This is a genomic window from Roseovarius sp. M141 (assembly GCF_024355225.1).
Classification (GTDB): domain Bacteria; phylum Pseudomonadota; class Alphaproteobacteria; order Rhodobacterales; family Rhodobacteraceae; genus Roseovarius.
The window spans coordinates 1,721,663-1,743,648 of the sequence record NZ_VCNH01000008.1; the positions used below are offsets into that span (position 1 = coordinate 1,721,663).

Annotated in this window: 19 protein-coding genes; 17 read left to right on the forward strand and 2 right to left on the reverse strand. The window is 63.8% G+C overall.

Annotated features, from left to right (window positions below):
• Positions 1-144 precede the first annotated feature (144 nt).
• The 4 genes from ftsZ (at position 145) to recN (ending at position 5,891) form a co-directional block, all read left to right on the forward strand.
• Positions 145-1,863 carry a cell division protein FtsZ gene (ftsZ, locus tag FGD77_RS12490; RefSeq protein WP_255010103.1) on the forward strand — a complete coding sequence of 573 codons (1,719 nt, stop codon included), beginning with the start codon at positions 145-147 and terminating at the stop codon, positions 1,861-1,863.
• 271 nt (positions 1,864-2,134) lie between these two features.
• Positions 2,135-3,055, forward strand: coding sequence for a UDP-3-O-acyl-N-acetylglucosamine deacetylase (lpxC, locus tag FGD77_RS12495; RefSeq protein WP_255010106.1), 921 nt, complete (start codon positions 2,135-2,137; stop codon positions 3,053-3,055).
• 148 nt (positions 3,056-3,203) lie between these two features.
• Positions 3,204-4,091: an outer membrane protein assembly factor BamD gene (locus FGD77_RS12500; protein WP_255010107.1), complete on the forward strand. Its 888-nt coding sequence runs from the start codon at positions 3,204-3,206 to the stop codon at positions 4,089-4,091.
• Between the two features lie 150 nt (positions 4,092-4,241).
• The gene (recN, locus tag FGD77_RS12505) at positions 4,242-5,891 is read left to right on the forward strand and encodes a DNA repair protein RecN (protein WP_255010108.1); all 1,650 of its coding nucleotides are present in this window, start codon (positions 4,242-4,244) and stop codon (positions 5,889-5,891) included.
• Positions 5,892-6,029: 138 nt separating this feature from the next.
• On the opposite strand, the gene FGD77_RS12510 is transcribed toward recN, so the two are convergent.
• On the reverse strand, positions 6,030-7,673 hold the full coding sequence (locus tag FGD77_RS12510) for a CTP synthase (RefSeq protein WP_255010109.1): 1,644 nt from the start codon (positions 7,671-7,673) through the stop codon (positions 6,030-6,032).
• A gap of 187 nt (positions 7,674-7,860) precedes the next feature.
• Positions 7,861-8,229 carry a preprotein translocase subunit SecG gene (gene secG, locus FGD77_RS12515; protein ID WP_255010110.1) on the reverse strand — a complete coding sequence of 123 codons (369 nt, stop codon included), beginning with the start codon at positions 8,227-8,229 and terminating at the stop codon, positions 7,861-7,863.
• Positions 8,230-8,565: 336 nt separating this feature from the next.
• Here secG and FGD77_RS12520 point away from each other — a divergent pair, with 336 nt between their 5' ends.
• From FGD77_RS12520 to ribB, 13 genes are all read left to right on the forward strand, one after another.
• Positions 8,566-9,861: an adenylosuccinate synthase gene (locus FGD77_RS12520; RefSeq protein WP_255010111.1), complete on the forward strand. Its 1,296-nt coding sequence runs from the start codon at positions 8,566-8,568 to the stop codon at positions 9,859-9,861.
• A gap of 31 nt (positions 9,862-9,892) precedes the next feature.
• Entirely contained in the window at positions 9,893-10,132 is a 240-nt protein-coding gene (locus FGD77_RS12525; protein ID WP_255010112.1) for a DUF2842 domain-containing protein, read from the forward strand.
• Positions 10,133-10,233: 101 nt separating this feature from the next.
• On the forward strand, positions 10,234-10,749 hold the full coding sequence (locus tag FGD77_RS12530; RefSeq protein ID WP_255010113.1) for a DinB family protein: 516 nt from the start codon (positions 10,234-10,236) through the stop codon (positions 10,747-10,749).
• Positions 10,750-11,417: 668 nt separating this feature from the next.
• A complete protein-coding gene (mraZ, locus tag FGD77_RS12535) occupies positions 11,418-11,921 on the forward strand; it encodes a division/cell wall cluster transcriptional repressor MraZ (RefSeq protein WP_255010114.1) in 504 nt (167 codons plus the stop codon).
• A gap of 3 nt (positions 11,922-11,924) precedes the next feature.
• Entirely contained in the window at positions 11,925-12,911 is a 987-nt protein-coding gene (rsmH, locus tag FGD77_RS12540) for a 16S rRNA (cytosine(1402)-N(4))-methyltransferase RsmH (RefSeq protein ID WP_255010116.1), read from the forward strand.
• Positions 12,911-13,270, forward strand: a complete 360-nt coding sequence (locus tag FGD77_RS12545; protein WP_255010119.1) for a cell division protein FtsL — start codon at positions 12,911-12,913, stop codon at positions 13,268-13,270. Before rsmH ends, FGD77_RS12545 begins: the two co-directional genes overlap by 1 nt.
• Positions 13,267-15,066: a penicillin-binding protein 2 gene (locus FGD77_RS12550; RefSeq protein WP_255010121.1), complete on the forward strand. Its 1,800-nt coding sequence runs from the start codon at positions 13,267-13,269 to the stop codon at positions 15,064-15,066. Before FGD77_RS12545 ends, FGD77_RS12550 begins: the two co-directional genes overlap by 4 nt.
• Before the next feature lie 11 nt (positions 15,067-15,077).
• Positions 15,078-16,577, forward strand: coding sequence for a UDP-N-acetylmuramoyl-L-alanyl-D-glutamate--2,6-diaminopimelate ligase (locus tag FGD77_RS12555; RefSeq protein WP_255014202.1), 1,500 nt, complete (start codon positions 15,078-15,080; stop codon positions 16,575-16,577).
• A complete protein-coding gene (gene murF, locus FGD77_RS12560; RefSeq protein WP_255010124.1) occupies positions 16,574-18,013 on the forward strand; it encodes a UDP-N-acetylmuramoyl-tripeptide--D-alanyl-D-alanine ligase in 1,440 nt (479 codons plus the stop codon). The genes FGD77_RS12555 and murF overlap by 4 nt, the downstream gene beginning before the upstream one ends.
• Positions 18,014-19,096 carry a phospho-N-acetylmuramoyl-pentapeptide-transferase gene (gene mraY, locus FGD77_RS12565; RefSeq protein WP_255010127.1) on the forward strand — a complete coding sequence of 361 codons (1,083 nt, stop codon included), beginning with the start codon at positions 18,014-18,016 and terminating at the stop codon, positions 19,094-19,096.
• The gene (locus tag FGD77_RS12570) at positions 19,096-19,398 is read left to right on the forward strand and encodes a hypothetical protein (protein WP_255010130.1); all 303 of its coding nucleotides are present in this window, start codon (positions 19,096-19,098) and stop codon (positions 19,396-19,398) included. The genes mraY and FGD77_RS12570 overlap by 1 nt, the downstream gene beginning before the upstream one ends.
• Positions 19,395-20,804, forward strand: coding sequence for a UDP-N-acetylmuramoyl-L-alanine--D-glutamate ligase (gene murD / locus FGD77_RS12575; RefSeq protein WP_255010133.1), 1,410 nt, complete (start codon positions 19,395-19,397; stop codon positions 20,802-20,804). The genes FGD77_RS12570 and murD overlap by 4 nt, the downstream gene beginning before the upstream one ends.
• Before the next feature lie 46 nt (positions 20,805-20,850).
• The gene (ribB, locus tag FGD77_RS12580; protein ID WP_255010134.1) at positions 20,851-21,984 is read left to right on the forward strand and encodes a 3,4-dihydroxy-2-butanone-4-phosphate synthase; all 1,134 of its coding nucleotides are present in this window, start codon (positions 20,851-20,853) and stop codon (positions 21,982-21,984) included.
• Positions 21,985-21,986: the final 2 nt, after the last annotated feature.

Genomic DNA, 21,986 nt, shown 5'->3' on the forward strand with positions numbered 1-21,986 from the left:
CCGCGAATCGACGCCAAAAAGCGTCTATATTTGGTGGTTCGGCGGTGTTTTTTAGGTGACGATCCGGGCACTTCCCGATAACAATGCGAATTACGGCAGAAAAACGGCCCGCGAATGTGGGCGCAAGCACAGGCGGACAGAGCAATGACATTGAACCTCACCATGCCCGGACGCGAAGACCTCAAGCCCCGGATCACCGTTTTCGGTGTTGGCGGCGCTGGCGGTAACGCAGTCAACAACATGATTGAAAAGCAGCTGGATGGGGTCGAGTTCGTTGTTGCAAACACGGACGCGCAGGCGCTTCAGCAGTCGAATGCCGAAAGCCTGATCCAACTTGGCGTGAAAGTGACCGAAGGGCTGGGCGCGGGCGCCCGTGCGTCGGTCGGCGCTGCCGCTGCAGAGGAAAGCATCGAACAGATCGTCGATCATCTGGCCGGCGCGCATATGTGCTTTATCACTGCCGGAATGGGCGGCGGCACCGGGACCGGTGCCGCACCGATCATCGCGCAGGCCGCGCGTGAATTGGGTGTTCTGACCGTCGGCGTCGTGACCAAGCCGTTCCAGTTCGAAGGCGGCAAGCGGATGAAGCAGGCCGAGGACGGCGTCGAGTCGCTGCAAAAGGTCGTCGATACGCTGATCATCATTCCCAACCAGAACCTGTTCCGTCTGGCCAATGAGAAGACGACGTTCACCGAAGCCTTTAGCATGGCTGACGACGTTCTGTATCAGGGCGTCAAGGGCGTGACCGACCTGATGGTGCGTCCGGGCCTGATCAACCTCGATTTTGCCGACGTGCGCGCGGTGATGGACGAGATGGGCAAGGCGATGATGGGCACCGGCGAGGCCGAGGGCGAGGATCGTGCGATCCAGGCCGCCGAAAAGGCCATCGCAAACCCGCTGCTCGACGAAATCAGCCTGCGCGGCGCCAAGGGCGTCCTGATCAACATCACCGGCGGCACCGATTTGACCCTGTTCGAGCTGGACGAAGCCGCGAACCGCATCCGCGAGGAAGTGGATTCGGAAGCGAACATCATTGTCGGCTCCACCATGGATCCCGAGATGCAAGGCAAGATGCGCGTCAGCGTCGTGGCCACCGGCATCGACGCGGTCGCGGCCACAACCGAAGTGCCCGTCCCGCGCCGTTCGCTGGCCGAGCCGCTGCGCCAGACGCTCAGCGTCGAGCAGGAGGAGCCCCGCGAAGAGGCAGAGCGCGCGGAGCCCGCGCCGACACCCGAGCCCGTTCAGCCCGCCGCGCGTACCGAAGAGGCGCCCGAGCCGTCGCTGTTCACCTCGATCGAGGCCGGGCGCGCCGCCGCCGAAGAGCGGGCGGAGGATGTCTTTGAACCGCGCCAAGAGCGTCAGGAACGTCCCGAGCGTCAAGAACGCCAGTTCGAGTCGTCACGCCCGACTGCCGCAAGGTCCGGCAGTGATTTGCCGCCCCCGGCATATACTCCGCGCGCGATCGAACCCGAATATGAGCCCGAAGAGGAACTTCAGGCCTATGTCGCCTCGCGCCCCGCGTCGACTGGCACGCCGTCCGACGATGTCATGGCACGGTTGCACACCGCCGTCGGCAACGCCGCGTCGCGCCGCCCGGTAGGCGCCCAGACGCCGCAGGTGCGTCAGGCCCAGCAGCAGGCCCGCAACTCCGATATGCAGCAGCCCGCCGAGCGTCCGCGCTTTGGTATCAATTCGCTGCTGAACCGGATGACCGGCCACGGTCAGGAGGCCGAAGCGCCGCGCCAGCATCGCCAGCAGCCCAGCGTTCAGGCACAGCAGCCCGCCCCGGCGCCCGTCCCGCACGAGGAAGAGCGTGACGAGCAGATCGAAATCCCGGCCTTCCTGCGCCGTCAGGCCAACTGATCCGCGCACGCAACCAACCGTAATAACGCATCAAAAGGCCGCCTCAGGGCGGCCTTTTTTCGTGAACGCAGGCGGTTTTGCGCGCCTCTAACATGATGATATTATGTGCAAAGCTACATCTAGGCGAAATACCGCCGCCGGGGACTCGGGCATGTTTCAAACGGTTGCAAAGATTGAGTTGAGCCATCGGCGCTCACGGCTTAAATCCTTTTTAACCACAGCGGCAAGACCGTCTGGTGGACCCCGAGGCAACAAATTTTATGAGGGCAATGTGCAAACGACGGTGACAAAACCCATTTCGTTCGACGGCGTTGGCCTGCACTCGGGCCTGTCCGCACGGTTGGTGATCCGTCCCGCAGCCGTTGACCATGGCATCGTCTTTCGCCGGGTGGATTGCCCGGCTGGCACCGGGGACATCCCTGCGCTTTGGACCCATGTAAATCAGACTCCGCTCTGCACCCGGCTGGAAAATGCCCATGGTGTGCAAGTTTCAACGGTGGAACATGTGATGGCCGCCCTGATGGGCTGTGGCATTCACAATGCGCTGATCACAGTCGACGGACCGGAAGTGCCCATTCTCGACGGCAGCTCGGCGCTGTTTGTGCGCGGCATCTTGCAGACCGGCCTGCGCAAGCAGGGGCAGCCGGTGCGCGCACTGCGCGTCCTGCGCGCGGTCGAGGTGCGCCGCGGGAACGCCTGGGCGCGGCTGACGCCGCATGACACACTGACGATCGAATTCGATATCGCCTTTGACGAAGCGGCGATCGGCGTGCAGAAGAAAACGCTGAACATGGCGAATGGCAGCTTTGTACGGGAACTGGCCAGTAGCCGCACGTTCTGCCGCAAGTCGGATGTAGACGCGATGCGTGCCAGCGGCCTTGCGCTGGGTGGTTCGCTGGATAATGCCGTCGTCGTGGACGGGGCCGATGTGCTCAGCCCCGGTGGCCTGCGCCACAGCGACGAGGCTGTGCGCCACAAGATGCTGGATGCATTGGGGGATCTGGCACTGGCCGGTGCGCCGCTGCTGGGGTTCTATCAGGGGCATCTGGCCGGCCATGCACTGACCAACGATCTGCTGCGCGCATTATTTGATCAGCCGGGCGCGGTGGAGTGGGTGACCTGCGACGCGACGCTCGCGGCCAAGCTGCCCGGCGCGGGCGTGCATTGGGGCGAAGTGCCGCAAGTCGCGTGACGCGCATGTTTCCCATGCATCGCACATGCGGTCCTGCGCCGGTGTGGCGATTTGCGCCAACTCCTTTGTCTCGCTTGGATTTCTCTGCTGGCACAGACCGGATGATTGGGCTACAACCCGATCAACGGGGAAGAAGGGCAGATCAGGCATGACGTTTGGCAGACAGGGCGCTACATCGCGCGCGAAACTGGCGGCAAAACAAGCGGCGAAACTGACGGGTGCGCTTCTGTTGTCGGCGGCGCTCGCGTCTTGCGGCGGTATCTCCAGCAAAGTCGAGCGCGGCGATGTCGACTATGAAAATTACACGGCCCAGCAGATATTTGAACGCGGCGAATATGATCTGGCGGCGAACAGACCTGCGGTGGCCGCCCAAAGCTTTGCCGAGATCGAGCGGCTCTTCCCTTATTCGGACCTGACCAAGCGTGCCGTGATCATGCAGGCGTTTTCCTATCATCTCGACCAGAGCTATGAGGAAAGCCGCAGTGCCGCGCAGCGCTATATCGATTTCTATCCAACGGACGAGGATGCGGCCTATGCGCAATATCTTCTTGCGCTCAGCTATTACGACCAGATTGACGAAGTTGGCCGCGATCAGGGCCTGACCTTTCAGGCGCTTCAGGCGCTGCGCAAGGTGATCGAACTGTATCCCGACAGCGAATATGCCCGGTCTGCGATGCTGAAATTCGATCTGGCCTTTGACCACCTCGCCGCCAAGGAGATGGAGGTCGGGCGCTACTATCTCAAGCGCGATCACTTCCCCGCGTCGATCAATCGTTTCCGTGTTGTGGTCGAGGATTTCCAGACCACATCCCACACCGCCGAGGCGCTGTACCGTCTGATCGAGGCGTATCTGTCCCTGGGTCTGAACGACGAGGCGCAGACTGCCGGCGCGATTCTGGGCTACAACTTCCGCTCGACCGCGTGGTATCAGGACGGCTATCTGCTGCTGACCCAGCGTGGGCTGAAGATGGAGGCGCGCGGCGATAATTGGCTGGGGCAGGTGTATCGCCAGATGATCAAGGGCCAGTGGCTGTAACGCATGAGGTGGGCTAGGGCTCGCGCTGCGGGTTCAATGCGTTTCGCATTCCGCTTGAAGGGCGGGTGGAGTGCGGAACGCAGCCCAGATCGAAACGGCACCTGCCTTCTGCGTTTCTCCGAGCCAGAAAAACCCAAAAGGCTTTAGGCAATGCTGCGCAGTCTTGATATTCGCGACATGTTGATCATCGACCGGCTGGAACTGACGTTCCGGCCCGGCCTGAATGCGCTGACCGGTGAGACCGGGGCAGGCAAATCGATCCTGCTGGACAGTCTCGGGTTTGTCCTGGGGTGGCGTGGCCGGGCCGAACTGGTCCGCGCGGGCGCCGAACAGGGCGAGGTTACGGCGGTGTTCGATCTGCCGCCGGGCCACGCCGCACATGCCGTCTTGGACGAGGCGGGAATTCCCGCCAGTGACGAGCTGATCCTGCGGCGCATCAATACCGCCGAGGGCCGCAAGACGGCGTGGGTCAATGATCGACGCTGCTCGGGTGAGGTGCTGCGCAGCCTCAGCGATACGCTGGTCGAACTGCATGGCCAGCACGATGATCGCGGCTTGCTCAACGCGCGTGGCCACCGGGCGCTGCTGGACGAATACGGACAAATGGATGCACTGCGGGCTGAAATGCGCAGCGCATGGCGCGCGCGGCAGACGGCCATGAAAGCCCTGAAAACCGCCGAAGACGCGCTGGAGGAAGTGCGCAGCGAAGAAGAATACCTGCGTCACGCGGTTGCCGAGATGCGCGCGCTGTCGCCCGAACCGGGCGAAGACGGCGAATTGGATGTGCGTCGCCGCATGATGCAGGCCGCTGAACGCGTGCGCGCCGATATCGCCAAGGCCGCGCAGGCCCTCGGCGGGCAGGGGGCCGAAGGCGCCGCCGGTGATGCGCTGCGCTGGCTGGAGGATGCGGCGGCGCAGGTTGAGGGCCAGCTTGATGCGCCCATCGCCGCTCTGGGACGTGCGCTGGTTGAACTGGACGACGCGGCGCGCGGCGTCGACGACTGCGTCGAGGCGCTGGCCTTCAACCCCGCTGAGCTGGAGGAAACCGAAGAGCGCCTTTTTGCGATCCGTGCGCTGGCGCGCAAGCATGGTGTGGGGCCGGACGCGCTGGGCGATTTCGCCGAGGGCTTGGAGCAGCGCCTCGCCGCGCTCGACGCGGGTGATGCCCGGATCGAGGGGCTGCGCGCCGATCTGAAACGCGCATGCAAACTCTATGACGACAGCGCCGCCGCCCTCAGTGCTGGGCGGGCCGAGGCGGCCGGGCGCCTGGACACCGCCGTGATGGCCGAACTGGCCCCGCTCAAGATGGAGCGCGCAGTGTTCGAGACGACCATGACCGAACTGCCCCCCGGGCCCGACGGCATCGACGAGGTTGCCTTTCGCGTCGCGACAAATCCTGGCGCGCCCTCGGGACCGCTTGCCAAGATTGCCTCCGGCGGCGAACTCAGCCGCTTCCTGCTGGCTCTCAAGGTGTGCCTGACGGGCACGCAGCCGGGTCTCACGATGATCTTCGACGAGATCGACCGCGGCGTCGGCGGGGCGACAGCTGATGCAGTTGGACGGCGGCTGGCGGATCTGGCGCAGGGCGGTCAGGTTCTGGTCGTCACGCATAGCCCACAGGTGGCGGCACTGGCCGCACATCATTGGCGGGTGGAAAAGCGGGTGGAAGGTGGGATGACGCTATCGACGGTCATGCCGCTGGACGCAGATCAGCGCGTGGACGAGATCGCGCGCATGCTATCGGGCGACACGATCACCGCCGCCGCGCGCGCCGCTGCCCAAGCGCTGATGGCTGGCTGAATTTGCAGCGCCGCGTTGGGGGAACCTGCGGGAGCCTCCGGCGGGAGTATTTTCGGAACATTGAAAATGGTGCGCGCCGCACTGCTTTTTCTTGGTCAAAATACCCAAAAAACCAGCATTTTCAGCGCGCGTCGCGCCCTAGACGAGGCGCGAGGTTTCCACGGCGGCGCGCACGAAATCGTCGAACAGAGGGTGCGTCGCGAACGGCTTGGATTTCAGCTCGGGGTGGAACTGCACGCCGATGAACCACGGATGATCTGCCCATTCCACGATCTCGGGCAGACGTCCGTCGGGCGACATGCCGGAAAACCGCAGGCCGCACTTCTCCAGCTTCTCGCGATACTTCGTGTCGACCTCATAGCGGTGGCGGTGGCGTTCTTCGATGGAGGTGGTGCCGTAGATTTCGGCGACGCGGCTGCCCTCCTTGAGGGTGGCATTATAGGCACCGAGACGCATGGTACCGCCTTTGTCGTCAGTCACCTTGCGCTTGACCTTGTCATTGCCCTGCACCCATTCCTTGAGGTGGTAGACCACCGGCTCGAACCGTTTGGCGCCGGATTCGTGGTCGAATTCCTCTGATCCGGCTGTGGACATGCCGGCAACATTGCGGGCGGCCTCGATCACGGCCAGCTGCATGCCAAGGCATATGCCCATGTAGGGGATCTTGCGCTCGCGCGCGAATTGGGCCGCCTTGATCTTTCCTTCGGTGCCGCGCTCGCCAAAGCCGCCGGGCACCAGGATCGCGTGGAAGCCGTCGAGGCGGCGTGCCGGGTCTTCGGTGTCAAAGACTTCGGCGTCGACCCATTTGACGTTGACCTTGACGCGGTTGGACATGCCGCCATGGGTCAGCGCCTCCTTGATTGATTTGTACGCATCCTCCAACTGGACATATTTGCCGACGATGGCGATGTTTACCTCACCATCGGTGTTGTAGATGCGGTCCGCCACATCCTTCCAGACGGTCAGGTCGGGGCGGGGCGCGGGCGATATATCGAACGCGTCCAGAACGGCCTGATCCAGCCCCTCGCGGTGATAGGCCAGCGGTGCCTCGTAGATGGATTTCAGGTCGTAGGCGGCGACCACATGCTCTTTGCGCACGTTGCAGAACAGCGCGATCTTTTCGCGTTCTTTTTCGGGGATGGGGTGTTCGGAGCGGCAGACCAGGATGTCGGGCGCTATGCCGATGCTCTGCAATTCCTTGACGCTGTGCTGGGTCGGTTTGGTCTTCAACTCGCCGCTCGCTGCCAGATAGGGCAGCAGTGTGAGGTGCATGAAGATGCATTGCCCGCGCGGTTGGTCGTGGCTGAACTGGCGGATCGCCTCGAAGAACGGCAGGCCCTCGATATCGCCCACGGTGCCGCCGATTTCGCAGAGCATGAAATCGACCTCGTCCTGACCGATGGCGAGGAAGTCCTTGATCTCGTTGGTGACGTGCGGGACAACCTGAATCGTTTTCCCCAGATAATCGCCGCGCCGTTCCTTTTCCAGCACGTTGGAATAGATGCGCCCCGAACTGACCGAGTCAGTCATGCGGGCGGGCACGCCGGTGAACCGTTCGTAATGGCCCAGATCCAGGTCGGTCTCGGCGCCGTCATCAGTGACGAAGACCTCGCCATGTTCGAACGGCGACATCGTGCCGGGATCGACATTCAGATAGGGGTCCAGCTTGCGCAGGCGCACCGAAAATCCGCGCGCCTGCAACAATGCCCCCAGCGCGGCAGAGGCCAGCCCCTTGCCTAAGGAAGAGACGACACCGCCGGTGATAAAGATGTAACGAGCCATTGGCAGGCGGTCCCCCGTGATGGAAGGCCCATAAAACGGGCCTGATTTCGTGCAATTGCGGGTTCAAGAAACCGCAGCACCACGGGACTTGAGCCATAGAGGATTCGGGCGGGGCGCGCAACCGCGCCGCGACTGTTTAGCTGGGATGCATCAGGCAGCTATCGGCGGCCCGAATAATTGGCTGAAGTTATTCTGCGGTCGGCAAAAGGGGCGCGTTGGTGTCGCTATCGTCCAGCGATTGCAACGGAGAGGTGCCGCTGGCCGGATCGACGGGCGCTTCATCGCGCCGGGGCGCGTCGACCAAGCGGTCCAGCACCGAACTGCCTGCCGAATTGCTGGCTGCGATGATGGTCAACGCCATCGAGGTGCAGATGAACGCGCCGGCCAGCACCCATGTCAGCTTGCCCATGGCTGTCCCGGCCGAACGGCCTGCGACGCGGCCACCACCGCCCCCGCCGCCCATGCCCAGACCGCCGCCCTCCGAGCGTTGCAGAAGCACGGCGCCGATCAGCGCCAGCGCCAGAAGGAGGTGGATGATGAGAACGACGTTTTCCATTGAGCGGCCTGCCGGGTAGGGGGAATCTGAGGAAGTCTTGGGCGGTATCTAAAGCGTTTCGAGGTCAAGTTAAACCACGACTTGACATCAAAGCGCGAACAACCGCGATGTGGCGTAGGCGTTTCGAGGTTTTTTCGCGGCTCAGCAATATCACGACAGGCTTTATGGAATTTCCCCGCCCCCCGCAACCCGGCATCGGCGCGCAGATGCCGGGCACTGGCCGGGTTTGCGGTGAAAATCACTGGCCGACGTTTCGGAAGAACGCTTTAGAGGTTTCACCTCGCGCTGCGCATGGCTACAAGGGCGCGGGTTTACCGAACAGATAAGAGGTCCAGCATGGCAAACGTGGTCGTCGTAGGCGCTCAGTGGGGCGACGAAGGCAAGGGCAAGATTGTCGACTGGCTGAGCGAGCGCGCAGACGTCATCGCACGGTTTCAGGGCGGCCATAACGCCGGTCACACGCTGGTCGTGGATGGCAAGGTCTACAAGCTGAACGCGCTGCCCTCGGGTGTGGTGCGTGGCGGCAAGCTGAGCGTGATCGGCAACGGCGTGGTGCTGGATCCGTGGCATCTGGTGAACGAGATCGCCAAGATTCGCGAGCAGGGCGTCGACATTTCGCCCGAAACGCTGATGATCGCCGAAAACACGGCGCTGATCCTGCCGATCCATGGCGAACTGGACCGCGCGCGCGAAGAGGCCGCCAGCAAGGGCACCAAGATCGGCACCACCGGGCGCGGCATCGGCCCGGCCTATGAGGACAAGGTCGGTCGCCGGTCGGTCCGCGTCGCTGATCTGGGTGATCTGGCGACGTTGGAGGCGCGGGTGGACCGCGCGCTTCAGCATCATGACCCGTTGCGCAAGGGGCTCGGGATCGATCCGGTGGACCGCGACGGGCTGATCGCCCAACTGCGCGAGATCGCGCCGGAGATCCTGCAATATGCCGCACCCGTCTGGAAGGTGCTGAACGACAAGCGCAAGGCCGGTAAGCGCATCCTGTTCGAGGGGGCGCAAGGCGCGCTGCTGGACATCGATTTCGGCACGTACCCTTTTGTTACCTCGTCCAATGTGATTGCAGGGCAGGCGGCCACCGGTGTGGGCGTTGGTCCGAACGCGATCAATTATGTGCTGGGCATCGTCAAGGCTTACACGACCCGCGTCGGCGAAGGCCCGTTCCCGACCGAGCTGGACGATGATAACGGCCAGCGGCTGGGCGAGCGGGGCCGCGAATTCGGCACCGTGACGGGCCGCAAGCGTCGTTGTGGCTGGTTCGATGCCGCGCTGGTGCGCCAGACCTGCGCCACATCGGGCGTCAAGGGCATCGCGCTGACCAAGCTGGACGTGCTGGACGGGTTCGAGACCCTGCGCATCTGCACCGGCTACGAACTGGACGGCGAGCGGCTGGACTACCTGCCGACCGCCGCCGACCGGCAAGCCCGCTGCAAGCCGATCTACGAGGAGATGCCGGGCTGGTCCGAATCGACCGAGGGCGCGCGCAGCTGGGCCGACCTGCCTGCCGGGGCAATCAAATATGTGCGCCGCGTCGAAGAGTTGATCGAATGCCCCGTCGCGCTACTGTCAACCTCGCCGGAGCGGGAAGATACCATTCTGGTGACTGACCCCTTCGCGGACTGATCCCATCGTCGAGCGAACAAGGAGAGACGGCATGGCCCTCAGCTATAAGGCGCGCAGGCGCTGGTCCCTGGTGATCCTGCTGATTGGCCTGCCGATATACATCGTTGCGGCAATCAGTCTGATCGCATGGTTGCCGGATCTGCCGGGCTGGATGACATTGCTGGTCTATGTGGTGGTGGGGTTCGCCTGGATGGTGCCGCTGAAATTCGTGTTCCTCGGAATCGGTCAGGCGGACCCCGATGCGCCCGACCCCGAGGCCGGTTTGCGGTGATGGCGCGGTATTTGGGTATTTATCCCAAGAAAAAGCACCTTTAACGTATCATAAGGAGTGGGGCGCGCCATGCGGCCTGCGGTTGTTGCAAAGGTGGCCTCATGACCTCATCGCCCTCATATTGCGCGCTGATGGCGCGGTATAACCTGTGGCAGAACGGATCGCTGCTGTCGGCGGCGGATGGGTTGGGCGATGACGTGCGCAGGCAGGAACGGGGTGCGTTTTTCGGATCGATCTTTGGCACGCTGAATCATCTTTTGTGGGCTGACTTGATCTGGATGTCGCGATTCGACGGCGGCGCCCCGCCGGAGGGTGGTATTGACGCCAGTCCCGGGCTGTTGGCTGATTGGCACGCCTACTGCGCTGCACGGGCGCAGGCGGACAAGCGGATTCTGGGTTGGGCCGACCGGCTGAATCCCGAGGATCTGGCCGGGGATCTGACTTGGGTTTCCGGCGCCACGGGGCGCGAAATGGCGCGGCCGATGGGATTGTGCGCTGTGCATCTGTTCAATCACCAGACGCATCACCGTGGGCAGGTTCACGCGATGTTGACCGCGGCAGGCGCGCGGCCGGGTCCGACCGATCTGGTATTCATGCCCGAGGATGTCGGGCTTTGACGTGATCGGTTCCGTGCCATGGGAAACCATGGGACGAAATGGGGCGCCGGTCAGTCCGATATGGAATTGCATGCCGTTTGGTGTGTGACGGGCCGCGAATCTAGGCGTACCCATGTTCGATTTCCAGTTTGAGCCCTGGTGCTTTTGGGCGGCACAGATACGCACGCCTGTGGTTTTTCGGTCGATTCGGAAATAAATCGGGAATTTACGGGAAAAACTTGGGTCATCTTTGGTGCCACAAGATGTAGCGGAAGTGGGTGAAATTTCATCTAGGTTCTGCGCCTTCTCACAAATCCGTGTCACATGATCTTGCTTTGTACTCCTGTGGATAACTACATCCTGTGGTCGGTTGTGTCATTTTATAGTTGCTTCCCATGAATTCCCATGGCATCCCTATAAGCGTGATGAGGACGGGACGACAACAAGGGACACCAAACGATCCCGCTTAATAATAACCATAGTCAGGTTTCATACAGGCATCCGACTTCATCCAACAAAGAGATCCGGCGCGCGAGCGAGCAGACATCCCCCCAGGTGGCGCGCGCAGTCGGACACCCCGCCAAGAGCGGGACGAGGGCGACGGATTGGGCAGTGGCAGCCGCTCAATCCGTCGTTTTCGTTTCAAGGGGCGATTTCGATTAACCGAGGCAGGGCAAGGGGCCGCACCCGTGGCACGCAGGTTCAGAGGTGAAAGCCACCACAAGGTGGATACGAAGGGCAGGGTCTCGATCCCGGCCCTTTTTCGCCGTGTGATCGAGGCGTCCGATCCGAACTGGACCGACGGCCTGCCGCCCGAACTGATCATCGTTTACGGCGATCATCGCCGCAATTACCTGGAATGCTATACCGTCGATGCGATCGGTGAGGTCGATGACAAGATCGACGCGCTGCCGCGCGGCTCGATGGAGCGCAAGATGCTTCAGCGCCTGTTTCACGGCCAGTCCTTCCCGACCACGGTGGATGAGACCGGGCGCCTTGTGTTGCCCGCCAAGCTGCGCGCCAAGATCGGCCTGGAAGGCGAGGCGTTTTTCATCGCCGCCGGCGACACATTCCAGATCTGGAAGCCCGAGACCTATGAGGTCGAAGAGGCCGCCAAGACCGAAGAGTGGCTGGACGATCTGCCTGCGGATTTCGATCCGCTGGTGTTTCTGGATGGCGCAAAGGGGGAATAGGCGATGTCTGCTGCTGCCCCCGGTGATGCCCCGCATATCCCTGTATTGATTGCACCGCTGATTGCTGCTGCGGCGCCTGTCACCGGCACTTGGCTGGATGGCACGCTGGGCGCGGGCGGGTATGCCCGCGCGCTGTTGGCGGCGGGCGCAGGCAAGGTGATCGGCGTTGACCGCGACCCGGCGGCGCTGGAGATGGCCGAGGGTTGGGCCGCGCCGTTTGGTGCGCGGGTCGAGCTGGTCGAGGGCGTGTTTTCCCGGCTGGACGAATATGCGCAGGGCTTGGACGGTGTTGTGCTGGACCTCGGTGTCAGTTCGATGCAGCTGGATCAGGCGCAGCGGGGGTTTTCCTTTATGCGCGACGGGCCGCTGGACATGCGGATGAGCCAAGGGGGCGCCAGCGCCGCCGATCTGGTCAACACCGCCGACGAGGGTGAATTGGCCGATATCCTGTACCTTTACGGCGAGGAGCGGGCCAGCCGTCGCATCGCCAAGGCTATCGTGCGCAAACGTGCAGAAGTGCCGATCGTCAGCACCTTGCAACTGGCCGAGATCGTCGAGAAATGCCTGCCACGCTCGAAACCGGGTCAGGCGCATCCGGCAACGCGCAGCTTTCAGGCGATTCGGATTGCCGTGAATGACGAATATGGCGAGTTGATCGGTGGGCTGGAGGCGGCGGAACGCGCCCTGAAGCCCGGCGGTATTCTGGCTGTTGTCACCTTTCATTCGATCGAGGACCGCATGGTCAAACGATTCTTGCAGGATCGCAGCGACGGGGGCGGGGGCGGCAGCCGCCATGCGCCGGTGCAGGCCCAGCAGGCGCGCCAGTTCACGCTGAAAAGTCGCAAGGCGATCACTGCCGATGACGCCGAACTGGCCGCGAACCCGCGTTCGCGCAGCGCCAAGCTGCGCGTGGCCACGCGCACCGATGCCGCGCCGGGCGTGACGGACCGCAAGGCACTGGGCATGCCGCTGCTGAAGGGGGGGAAGTGATGCGCAGTATCCTGTATGTACTCAGCGCCTTGGCCGTGATCGGATTGGCCTACTGGGCCTATCACGAGAACTACCGCACGCAGGCCGCGATCAGCCACGCCGAACGGCTGGAGAGCCGTATCTCGACCGCGCGCCAACGGCTGCGCGTGCTGAATGCCGAATGGGCTTATCTCAACCGCCCGTCGCGCCTGCGCGAGTTGGCGGATATCAATTTCGACCGTCTCGGCCTGATGCCGCTGGAGGCCGAGCAATTCGGCCGTATCGATCAGGTGGACTTCCCGCCGGAAACGGATCTGCGCGTGGATTTTTCAGGCTCGGTCGACCTCTCAAGCAATAACGAAGGGGAGAGCATGCCATGATCCGCACCCCGCTGCGCCCGCTGGCGCGCATCCTGCCCGCCCGTGCCAAGGGCGAGAATCCCGACGCCATCGAGCGCGAGAATATCCGCCTGCGTCACGAGGCGATGCGCGACAAATCGCGCCGCCGCGCCGAGGGGCGGATTTTGGTGCTGGGCACCATGTTTTTCTGTGCGTTTGGCGTTATCGGCCTGCGCATGGGCGTTCTTGCCCAGACCGAACCGGCCGAGCCGCGCGCCAGCGCGGCGGGGGCAGGCATCCTTGCGCAGCGGGCCGATATCGTCGATCGCAAGGGGCGGATTCTGGCGACGAATTTCGACACGCACAGCCTGTATGCCCAGCCCCAGCAGATGATCGAGCCGGAAAAGACCGCCAGCCGACTGGTCAAGATTTTCCCGGACCTGAAAGAAGACCGCCTGATCCGCGACTTTACCGGCAAGCGCAAGTTCCTGTGGATCAAGAAGAAAATCAGCCCCGAGCAGATGCAGGCCGTGCATGACATCGGCGAGCCGGGTTTGCTGTTTGGCCCGCGTGAGATGCGGCTATATCCCAACGGCACGTTGGCCGCGCATGTGCTGGGCGGTGCCGGCTTTGGCCGCGAGGGCGTGCATGCCGCCGAGGTGATCGGCGTCGCGGGCATTGAGAAGTATTATGACGAGCGGTTGCGCGATCCGGCGCAGAACCACGAGCCGCTGACGCTGTCGCTGGATCTGTCGGTACAATCCGCGATCGAGCGGGTGCTGGCCGGCGGCATGAGCATCATGAACGCCAAAGGTGCCGCCGCCATCCTGATGGACGTCCAGACCGGCGAAATCGTATCGATCGCATCCCTGCCTGATTTCGACCCCAACGACCGCCCCCGCCCGCTGGTGCAGGGCAATGCGGCAGACAGTCCGCTGTTCAACCGTGCAGTGCAGGGGGTTTACGAGCTGGGCTCGACCTTCAAGATTTTTGCTGCCGCCCAGGCAATACAGCTCGGGCTGGTCCGCGCGGATACGATGATCGAAACCGCTGGCCCGATGCGCGTGGGCGGCCACCGCATCGGTGAATTCAACGGCAAGAATTACGGCAAGATCAGCGTGTCGGATGTCATCGTGCACAGCTCGAACCGGGGCACCGGGCGCCTTGCGCTTCAGATCGGCGCAGTGCGGCAGCAGGAGTTTCTGAAAACGCTCGGCTTTTTCAAGCCCGTCGATTTCGAGATGGTCGAGGCCAGCGGTGGCCAGCCGCTATTGCCCAAGCGCTGGACAGAACTGTCGACTGTCACCATTTCCTATGGTCACGGCCTGTCCTCTACCCCGCTCCATCTGGCTGCGGGGTATGCTGCCATCGCCAACGGTGGCCGCTACGTCAAACCAACCTTGCTGAAGCAGGACGGCCCCCCCCCGGGCACGCGCGTCATGTCCACCGCTGTTGCCCGCGAGGCGCGCACGATGCTGCGCCGCGTCGTCACCAGCGGCACCGCCAGCATGGGCGAGGTTCCCGGATACGCCGTTGGCGGCAAGACAGGCACAGCCGACAAGCCCAAAGAACGCGGCGGCGGCTATTACACCGACAAGGTGATCGCGACTTTTGCGTCGATGTTCCCGGCGAACGATCCGAAATACGTGCTGATCGTTACCTTGGACGAACCGGTCGAGACGTCGGGCGTCAAACCGCGCCGCACCGCTGGCTGGACCGCCGTGCCGATCGCGTCGGAAATCGTGGCGCGCGTCGCCCCTCTTTTGGGGATGCGCCCCGACATTGAACCTGCCGGGACGCCTGATATAACGCTGACATCTTTTAGCAGCGGCGATTGAGCGGGGCGACCATGGCGGCGGGGCAGGCAAGAACACTGGCGGATCTGGGCCTTGCGGCCAAGGGCGGCGCGCAGGCGCGTATTACGGGCCTTGCCGTTGATAGCCGCAAGGTGGTGGAGGGCACGCTCTTTGCCGCGCTGCCCGGCAGCCGCGCGCATGGGGCGGACTTTATCCAATATGCGCTGCGTATGGGCGCGACCGCCATTCTGACGGATACTGAGGGCGCGCGCATTGCCGCCGACGTGCTGGCCGGATCAGACGCCGCGCTGGTCGTGACCGAAGATCCGCGCGCCGCGCTCGCCTTTGCTTCCGCGCTGTGGTTTGGTCAGCAGCCCGAGGTGATGGTTGCCGTGACCGGAACCAACGGCAAGACGTCCGTTGCCAGTTTTACCCGCCAGATCTGGCAGGCGCTGGGGCTGGAGGCGATCAATGTCGGCACCACCGGCGTCGAAGGTAGCTATGCCGCGCCGCTGGCCCATACCACGCCTGACCCCATCACCCTGCACCGCGTCCTGGCCGAGGCGTCAGAGGCCGGTGTCACCCATGCGGCGATGGAGGCGTCCAGCCACGGGCTGGAGCAGCGCCGCCTTGACGGGGTGCAACTGATCGCGGCGGCGTTTACCAATTTCAGCCAGGACCATCTGGACTATCACCATACGTTCGAGGCGTATTTTGACGCCAAGGCGGGGCTGTTCACCCGCGTGCTGCCCGAGGGCGGCGTCGCTGTCATCAACATGGACGATCCGCGCGGCGCCGACATGGCCGATCTGGCCGAGGCACGCGGGCAGGACGTGCTGCGTGTGGGCCGGTCTGTCGGCGCGCATCTGCGCCTGCTGGGCCAGCGGTTCAATCCCATCGGGCAAAGCCTGCGTTTTGAATGGATGGGTGATCCACAGCAGGTTGATCTGCCGCTGATCGGCGGCTTTCAGGGCGAAAACCTACTGCTGGCGGCGGGGCTTGCCATTGGCGCCGGGGCGGATGCGGCGCGGGTTTTCCAGACCTTGCCGGAAATGCGCACTGTGCGCGGCCGGATGGAGCTGGCGGCAACGCGGCGCAGTGGCGCGGCGGTGTTCGTTGATTTCGCCCACACGCCGGACGCGGTCGCGACTGCCATTCAGGCGCTGCGCCCGCATGTCATGGGTCGCCTGATCGCCATCATCGGCGCGGGCGGCGACCGCGATCCGGGCAAGCGGCCCCTGATGGGGCAGGCTGCTGCCGAACATGCCGATCTGGTGATCGTGACCGACGATAACCCGCGCGGCGAAGACCCCGCCACCATCCGCGCCGCCGTCATGGGCGGCTGCCCGGATGCGGCGAACGTGGGCGACCGGGCCGAGGCCATATTGCGCGGCGTCGATGCGCTGGGGTCAGGCGATGCACTGCTGATCCTCGGCAAGGGGCACGAGACGGGGCAGACCGTCGGCACCGATGTGTTGCCCTTCGACGATGCCGAGCAGGCCAGCGTCACCGTGATGGCGCTGGACTCTGCCGAGGCAGGGGAAGGCGCATGAGCCTGTGGACCGCCGCCGACGCCGCCGCCGCAACGGGTGGAACGGCGCAAGGCGCGTGGCAGGCCAATGGGGTGTCGATCGACACGCGCACGATCCAGCCGGGCGATCTGTTCGTCGCCCTTAAGGCCGAGCGGGACGGCCATGATTTTGTCGCCGGGGCGCTGGCCAAGGGCGCGGCGGCGGCGCTGGTCAGTCATGTACCCGATGGCGTGGCCGCGGATGCACCGCTGCTGATCGTGCCCGACGTTCTGGCCGCGCTGGAGACGTTGGGCCGTGCCGGGCGCGCCCGCACAAACGCGCGCGTGGTCGCCGTCACCGGCTCGGTGGGCAAGACATCGACCAAGGAAATGCTGCGCGAGGTTCTGGCGCGACAAGGCCGCACCCACGCCGCCGAGGCCAGCTATAACAACCATTGGGGCGTGCCGCTGACGCTGGCGCGCATGGCGCAAGACACTGAATTCGCTATCGTCGAAATTGGCATGAACCACCCCGGCGAAATCGCGCCACTCAGCCGCATGGCGCGCCCGCATGTGGCGATGATCACGACAGTGGCCGCCGCCCATCTGGAGGCATTCGACGATCTGGCAGGCATCGCCCGCGAAAAAGCGGCGATCTTTGAAGGGCTTGAACCGGGCGGCGCCGCGATCGTCAACGCGGATCTGGACACGACCTTTATTCTGCTGGACGCGGCCCGCGCAGCGGGCGCGCGTATCGTTACCTTCGGCGCGGGCGGCGACGCCTACCGGCTGGACGGCGTGCAGCTGAATAACGATTGCACGGTGGTACGCGCCACGATTGCCGGAGATCCGGCGGTGTTCAAGATCCTCAGTGCGGGGCGTCATTTCGCGATGAACGGCCTTGCCGTGCTGGCCGCCGTCGATGCGCTGGGCGGCGATGCCGGGCTGGCCGCGCCGGACCTTGCCCGCTGGCGGCCGCCCGCCGGGCGCGGCACCCGCGAGGTGATCGATCTGGACAGCGCCGATGAGGATTGCACGCTGGACCTGATCGACGACGCATTCAACGCCAATCCCACCTCGATGGCCGCCGCGCTGGAGGTTCTGGCCGCCAGTACCCCGCGTGATGGTGTCGGGTGTATTGCCAAGGGGCGGCGCATCGCCATTCTGGGCGACATGCTGGAACTCGGCGCAGATGAGGTCGAAATGCACCGCGCGCTGGCGGACCTGCCGCATATCGCGGCACTGACCAGCGTGCACTGCGTCGGCCCCCGCATGCGCGCCCTGTGGGAGGCGCTGCCGCGCGCACAGCGCGGCCAGTGGTTCGAGGGCGCGGATGATCTGGTGCTTCGGGTGCATGGCGTGATAGACGCGGGCGATGTGCTTTTGGTCAAGGGATCGAAGGGCAGCAAAGTCAGCAAGATCGTCGACAGCTTGCGCAGGTCGGGGCGGAAAAGCCGCCCTCAGGAAAGGGATGATTGAATGTTCTACTGGCTCACCGCCTTGTCCGATGGTGGCGATTTCTTCAACCTTTTCCGATATATCACTTTTCGTACCGGCGGTGCGTTCCTGACCGCGCTGATTTTTGGCTTCCTTTTTGGCCCGCCACTGATCAACGTCCTGCGCAAACGGCAGGGCAAGGGGCAGCCCATTCGCACGGATGGCCCCGAGGGGCATTTCGTCAAGGCCGGCACGCCCACGATGGGCGGCCTTTTGATCGTTGGCGCGCTGCTGACGTCGACGTTGCTATGGGCGCGGCTGGACAATCCGTTCATCTGGATCGTGCTGTTTGTCACTATCGGGTTCGGCCTGATCGGATTTGCCGACGACTATGCCAAGGTGTCCAAACAGCACCATGACGGCGTGCCGGGCAAACTGCGTCTGGCGCTGGGTTTTTTGATCGCGCTCGTCGCCGCCTATTGGGCGTCCGCCTATCACCCGGAGGCGTTGCAATATCAACTGGCGCTGCCAGTGTTCAAGAACACGCTGATTAACCTGGGCTTTTTCTTCATCCCCTTCGCGATGATCGTGATCGTGGGCGCCGCGAATGCGGTGAACCTGACGGACGGTCTGGACGGGCTGGCGATCATGCCTGTGATGATTGCGGCTTCGGCGCTGGGCGTGATCGCCTATGTCGTCGGACGGGTAGACTTCACCACCTACCTGGATGTCCACTATGTCGACGGCACCGGCGAGATCCTGATTTTCGTCGCGGGCCTCGTTGGCGGCGGCCTTGGGTTTCTATGGTATAACGCGCCCCCTGCCGCCGTGTTCATGGGCGACACCGGATCGCTGGCCCTTGGCGGTGCGCTGGGCGCCATCGCCGTTGCGACCAAGCACGAGGTCGTGCTGGCCATCGTCGGCGGGCTGTTCGTGGTCGAGGCGCTGAGCGTCATCATTCAGGTGCTCTATTTCAAACGCACGGGCAAACGCGTGTTCCTGATGGCACCGATCCATCACCACTATGAGAAAAAGGGCTGGTCGGAGCCGCAGATCGTCATCCGCTTCTGGATCGTGGCACTGATTCTGGCGATGATCGGGCTGGCGACGCTGAAGGTGCGGTGATGGATAAGATGAAGAAGCTGCTTTTCGCACCCTTTCCCGAACGCGTTGAGGACGGGTTTCAGGGCTTGGTGGGTCTTGCCGGAATTATTCTGGCAGTCGGCGCGATGGCGAATGACGGGGTTGGAGCGTTGTCACTGTTGGGCGTTGCAATCAGTTCCGCGAGCCTTACTCCGTTGGCGTCGAAGTACTTCGGCCGTGGTCAGAATGCAGAAAAATCAAATGCCTATCTTATATCATTCGGCATCGCCGTTGTGTTGATCTCTCTTCTTGCCTTGGCGATCAGCAGGTTTTTTGTGCAATGATACCGGTGCGCGGATATGAAGGCGCGCGGGTCGCCATCCTGGGTCTTGGCCGCTCGGGGCTGTCGGCAGCGCGTGCGCTTGAGGCGGGCGGTGCGGAGCCGATCTGTTGGGACGATAATCCAGAGGCTCGCGCCAAGGCCGAGGCATATGGGTTCGAGACGCTCGACCTGACCCGCGAGGGCGCGTTTCACGGCATCGCCAGCCTGATCGTCAGTCCGGGTATCCCGCATCTATACCCTCAGCCCAACCGCATCGTTGCCGCCGCACAGGCGGCGGGTGTGCCGGTGGATAACGATATCGGGCTGTTCTTCCGCTCCTTCGCCGGGGCGGAGTGGGCCGATTTCGATCAGCCGCCAAAGGTGATCGCGATCACCGGATCGAACGGCAAATCCACGACGTCGGCGTTGATTGATCACATTCTGACGGACGCAGGCCGCGATGCGCAGCTGGCCGGTAATATCGGGCGCGGCGTGTTGGATATCGACCCGCCCGAAGACGGCGGCGCGGTGGTGCTGGAACTTAGCAGCTACCAAATAGAACTGGCCCGCTCCCTGACGCCGGATATTGCCGTTTTCACGAATCTCAGCCCCGACCATCTGGACCGGCACGCCGGCCTTGGCGGGTATTTCGCGGCCAAGCGGCGCCTCTTTGCCGAAGGCGGCCCGGACCGCGCCATCATCGGCGTGGACGAGGCCGAGGGGCGGTTTCTGGCCGGGCAACTCAGCGAGGGGGCAGGGGACGATCGCGTCATCCGCATTTCCGTCGCTGAAAAGCTGACTGGCCCTGGCTGGCAGGTGTTCGCGCGCAAGGGGTTCCTGTCCGAATACCGCAAGGGGCGGCAGGCCGGCAGTATCGATCTGCGCAGCATCAAGGGCTTGCCGGGCGCACACAACCACCAAAACGCCTGCGCGGCCTATGCGGTGTGCCGTACCATGGGCCTTGCGCCCCGCGTGATCGAGCAGGGGATGCACAGCTATCCGGGCCTGCCCCATCGCAGTCAGATCGTGGCCGAGGCGGGCGGCGTCACCTATGTCAACGATAGCAAGGCCACGAATGTCGACAGCGCGCTGAAGGCGCTTCTGGCGTTCCCCAGAATCCGCTGGATCTGTGGCGGGCTACAAAAGGAAGGCGGGCTGGCCGCGCTGGCCCCCGCGCTGGGAAATGTCGCCAAGGCCTATGTCATCGGCCGCGAGGCCGCGCAGTTCGCGCTGGGGCTGGAGGGCGCCGGGGCCGAGATTTGCACCACCATGGCCGAGGCCGTGCGCCGCGCCCACGGCGATGCGCAGCCCGGCGACACGGTGCTGCTGGCCCCGGCTGCGGCCAGTTTCGATCAATATGACAGTTTCGAGCAGCGCGGCGACGATTTTGCTGCATGCGTGGCTGCGGCACTCGGCTCTGGTCAATAGCGGCGGCCCGGGTTATCTGGGCGGCAAAGGACGTCAAGGGGGGCCCATGCCTGAAACGACAGCTTATCGCACGCCCGGACCGGTTGAATCGGACCTGAGCCGCGCCATCTCCCCGACCGAAGAGATCATCGCCGAGGCGCGCGCCGGGCGGATGTTCGTTCTGGTCGACCACGAGGACCGCGAGAACGAGGGCGATCTGGTGATCGCCGCCGAATTCGCCACACCTGAGGCAATCAATTTCATGGCCGTGCATGGCCGCGGCCTGATCTGCCTGCCGATGACCGCCGAGCGGGTCGACCGGCTGGGTCTGCCGATGATGGCGGTCAATAACTCGTCGCGCCATGAGACGCCGTTTACCGTGTCGATCGAGGCGCGCGAGGGGGTTTCGACGGGTATTTCCGCCGCTGACCGGTCGCTGACTGTCGCCACCGCGATCAATGAGCAGAACACGATGGCTGCGCTGGCGACGCCAGGCCACATCTTCCCCCTGCGCGCGCGCGCGGGCGGCGTGCTGGTGCGGGCGGGCCACACCGAGGCGGCTGTCGATATTTCGCGGCTGGCAGGGCTGAACCCCTCCGGCGTGATTTGCGAGATCATGAAACCCGACGGCACCATGGCGCGGCTGCCCGATCTGGTGGAATTTGCCCAAACCCACCGGCTGAAGATCGGCACGATCAGCGATCTGATCGCGTATCGCCACAAGCATGATAACCTCGTCCGCGAGGTCCGCCGCGAGGCAGTGACCGCCCATATCGGCGGCGATTGGGAAATGCGCATCTTTGCCGACCAGATGTCGGGCACCGAACATGTCGTGCTGATCAAGGGCGACATCACTGATGGCGCGCCTGTTCTGGCCCGCACGCACGCGTTGAACGCGCTGGAGGATGTGCTGGGCATCGGCGGCGCCCCGGCGGGCAAGCTGCGCAGCGCGATGCAGATCATCGCGGATGAGGGGCGCGGCGCGATCTTCCTGTTCCGCCAGCCCCGACCCGAACTGGCCGGGGAACTGGACGAGGACGGCCCGCGCACGATCAAGCATACCGGCCTGGGCGCGCAGATCATGTCGACGATGGGCCTGCACGAGCTGATCCTTGTCACGGACAACCCCGAAACGCGGTATCTGGGCCTTGATGCCTATGGCATCAGCATCATCGGCACGCATCCCTTGAGCAAAGGTTAATC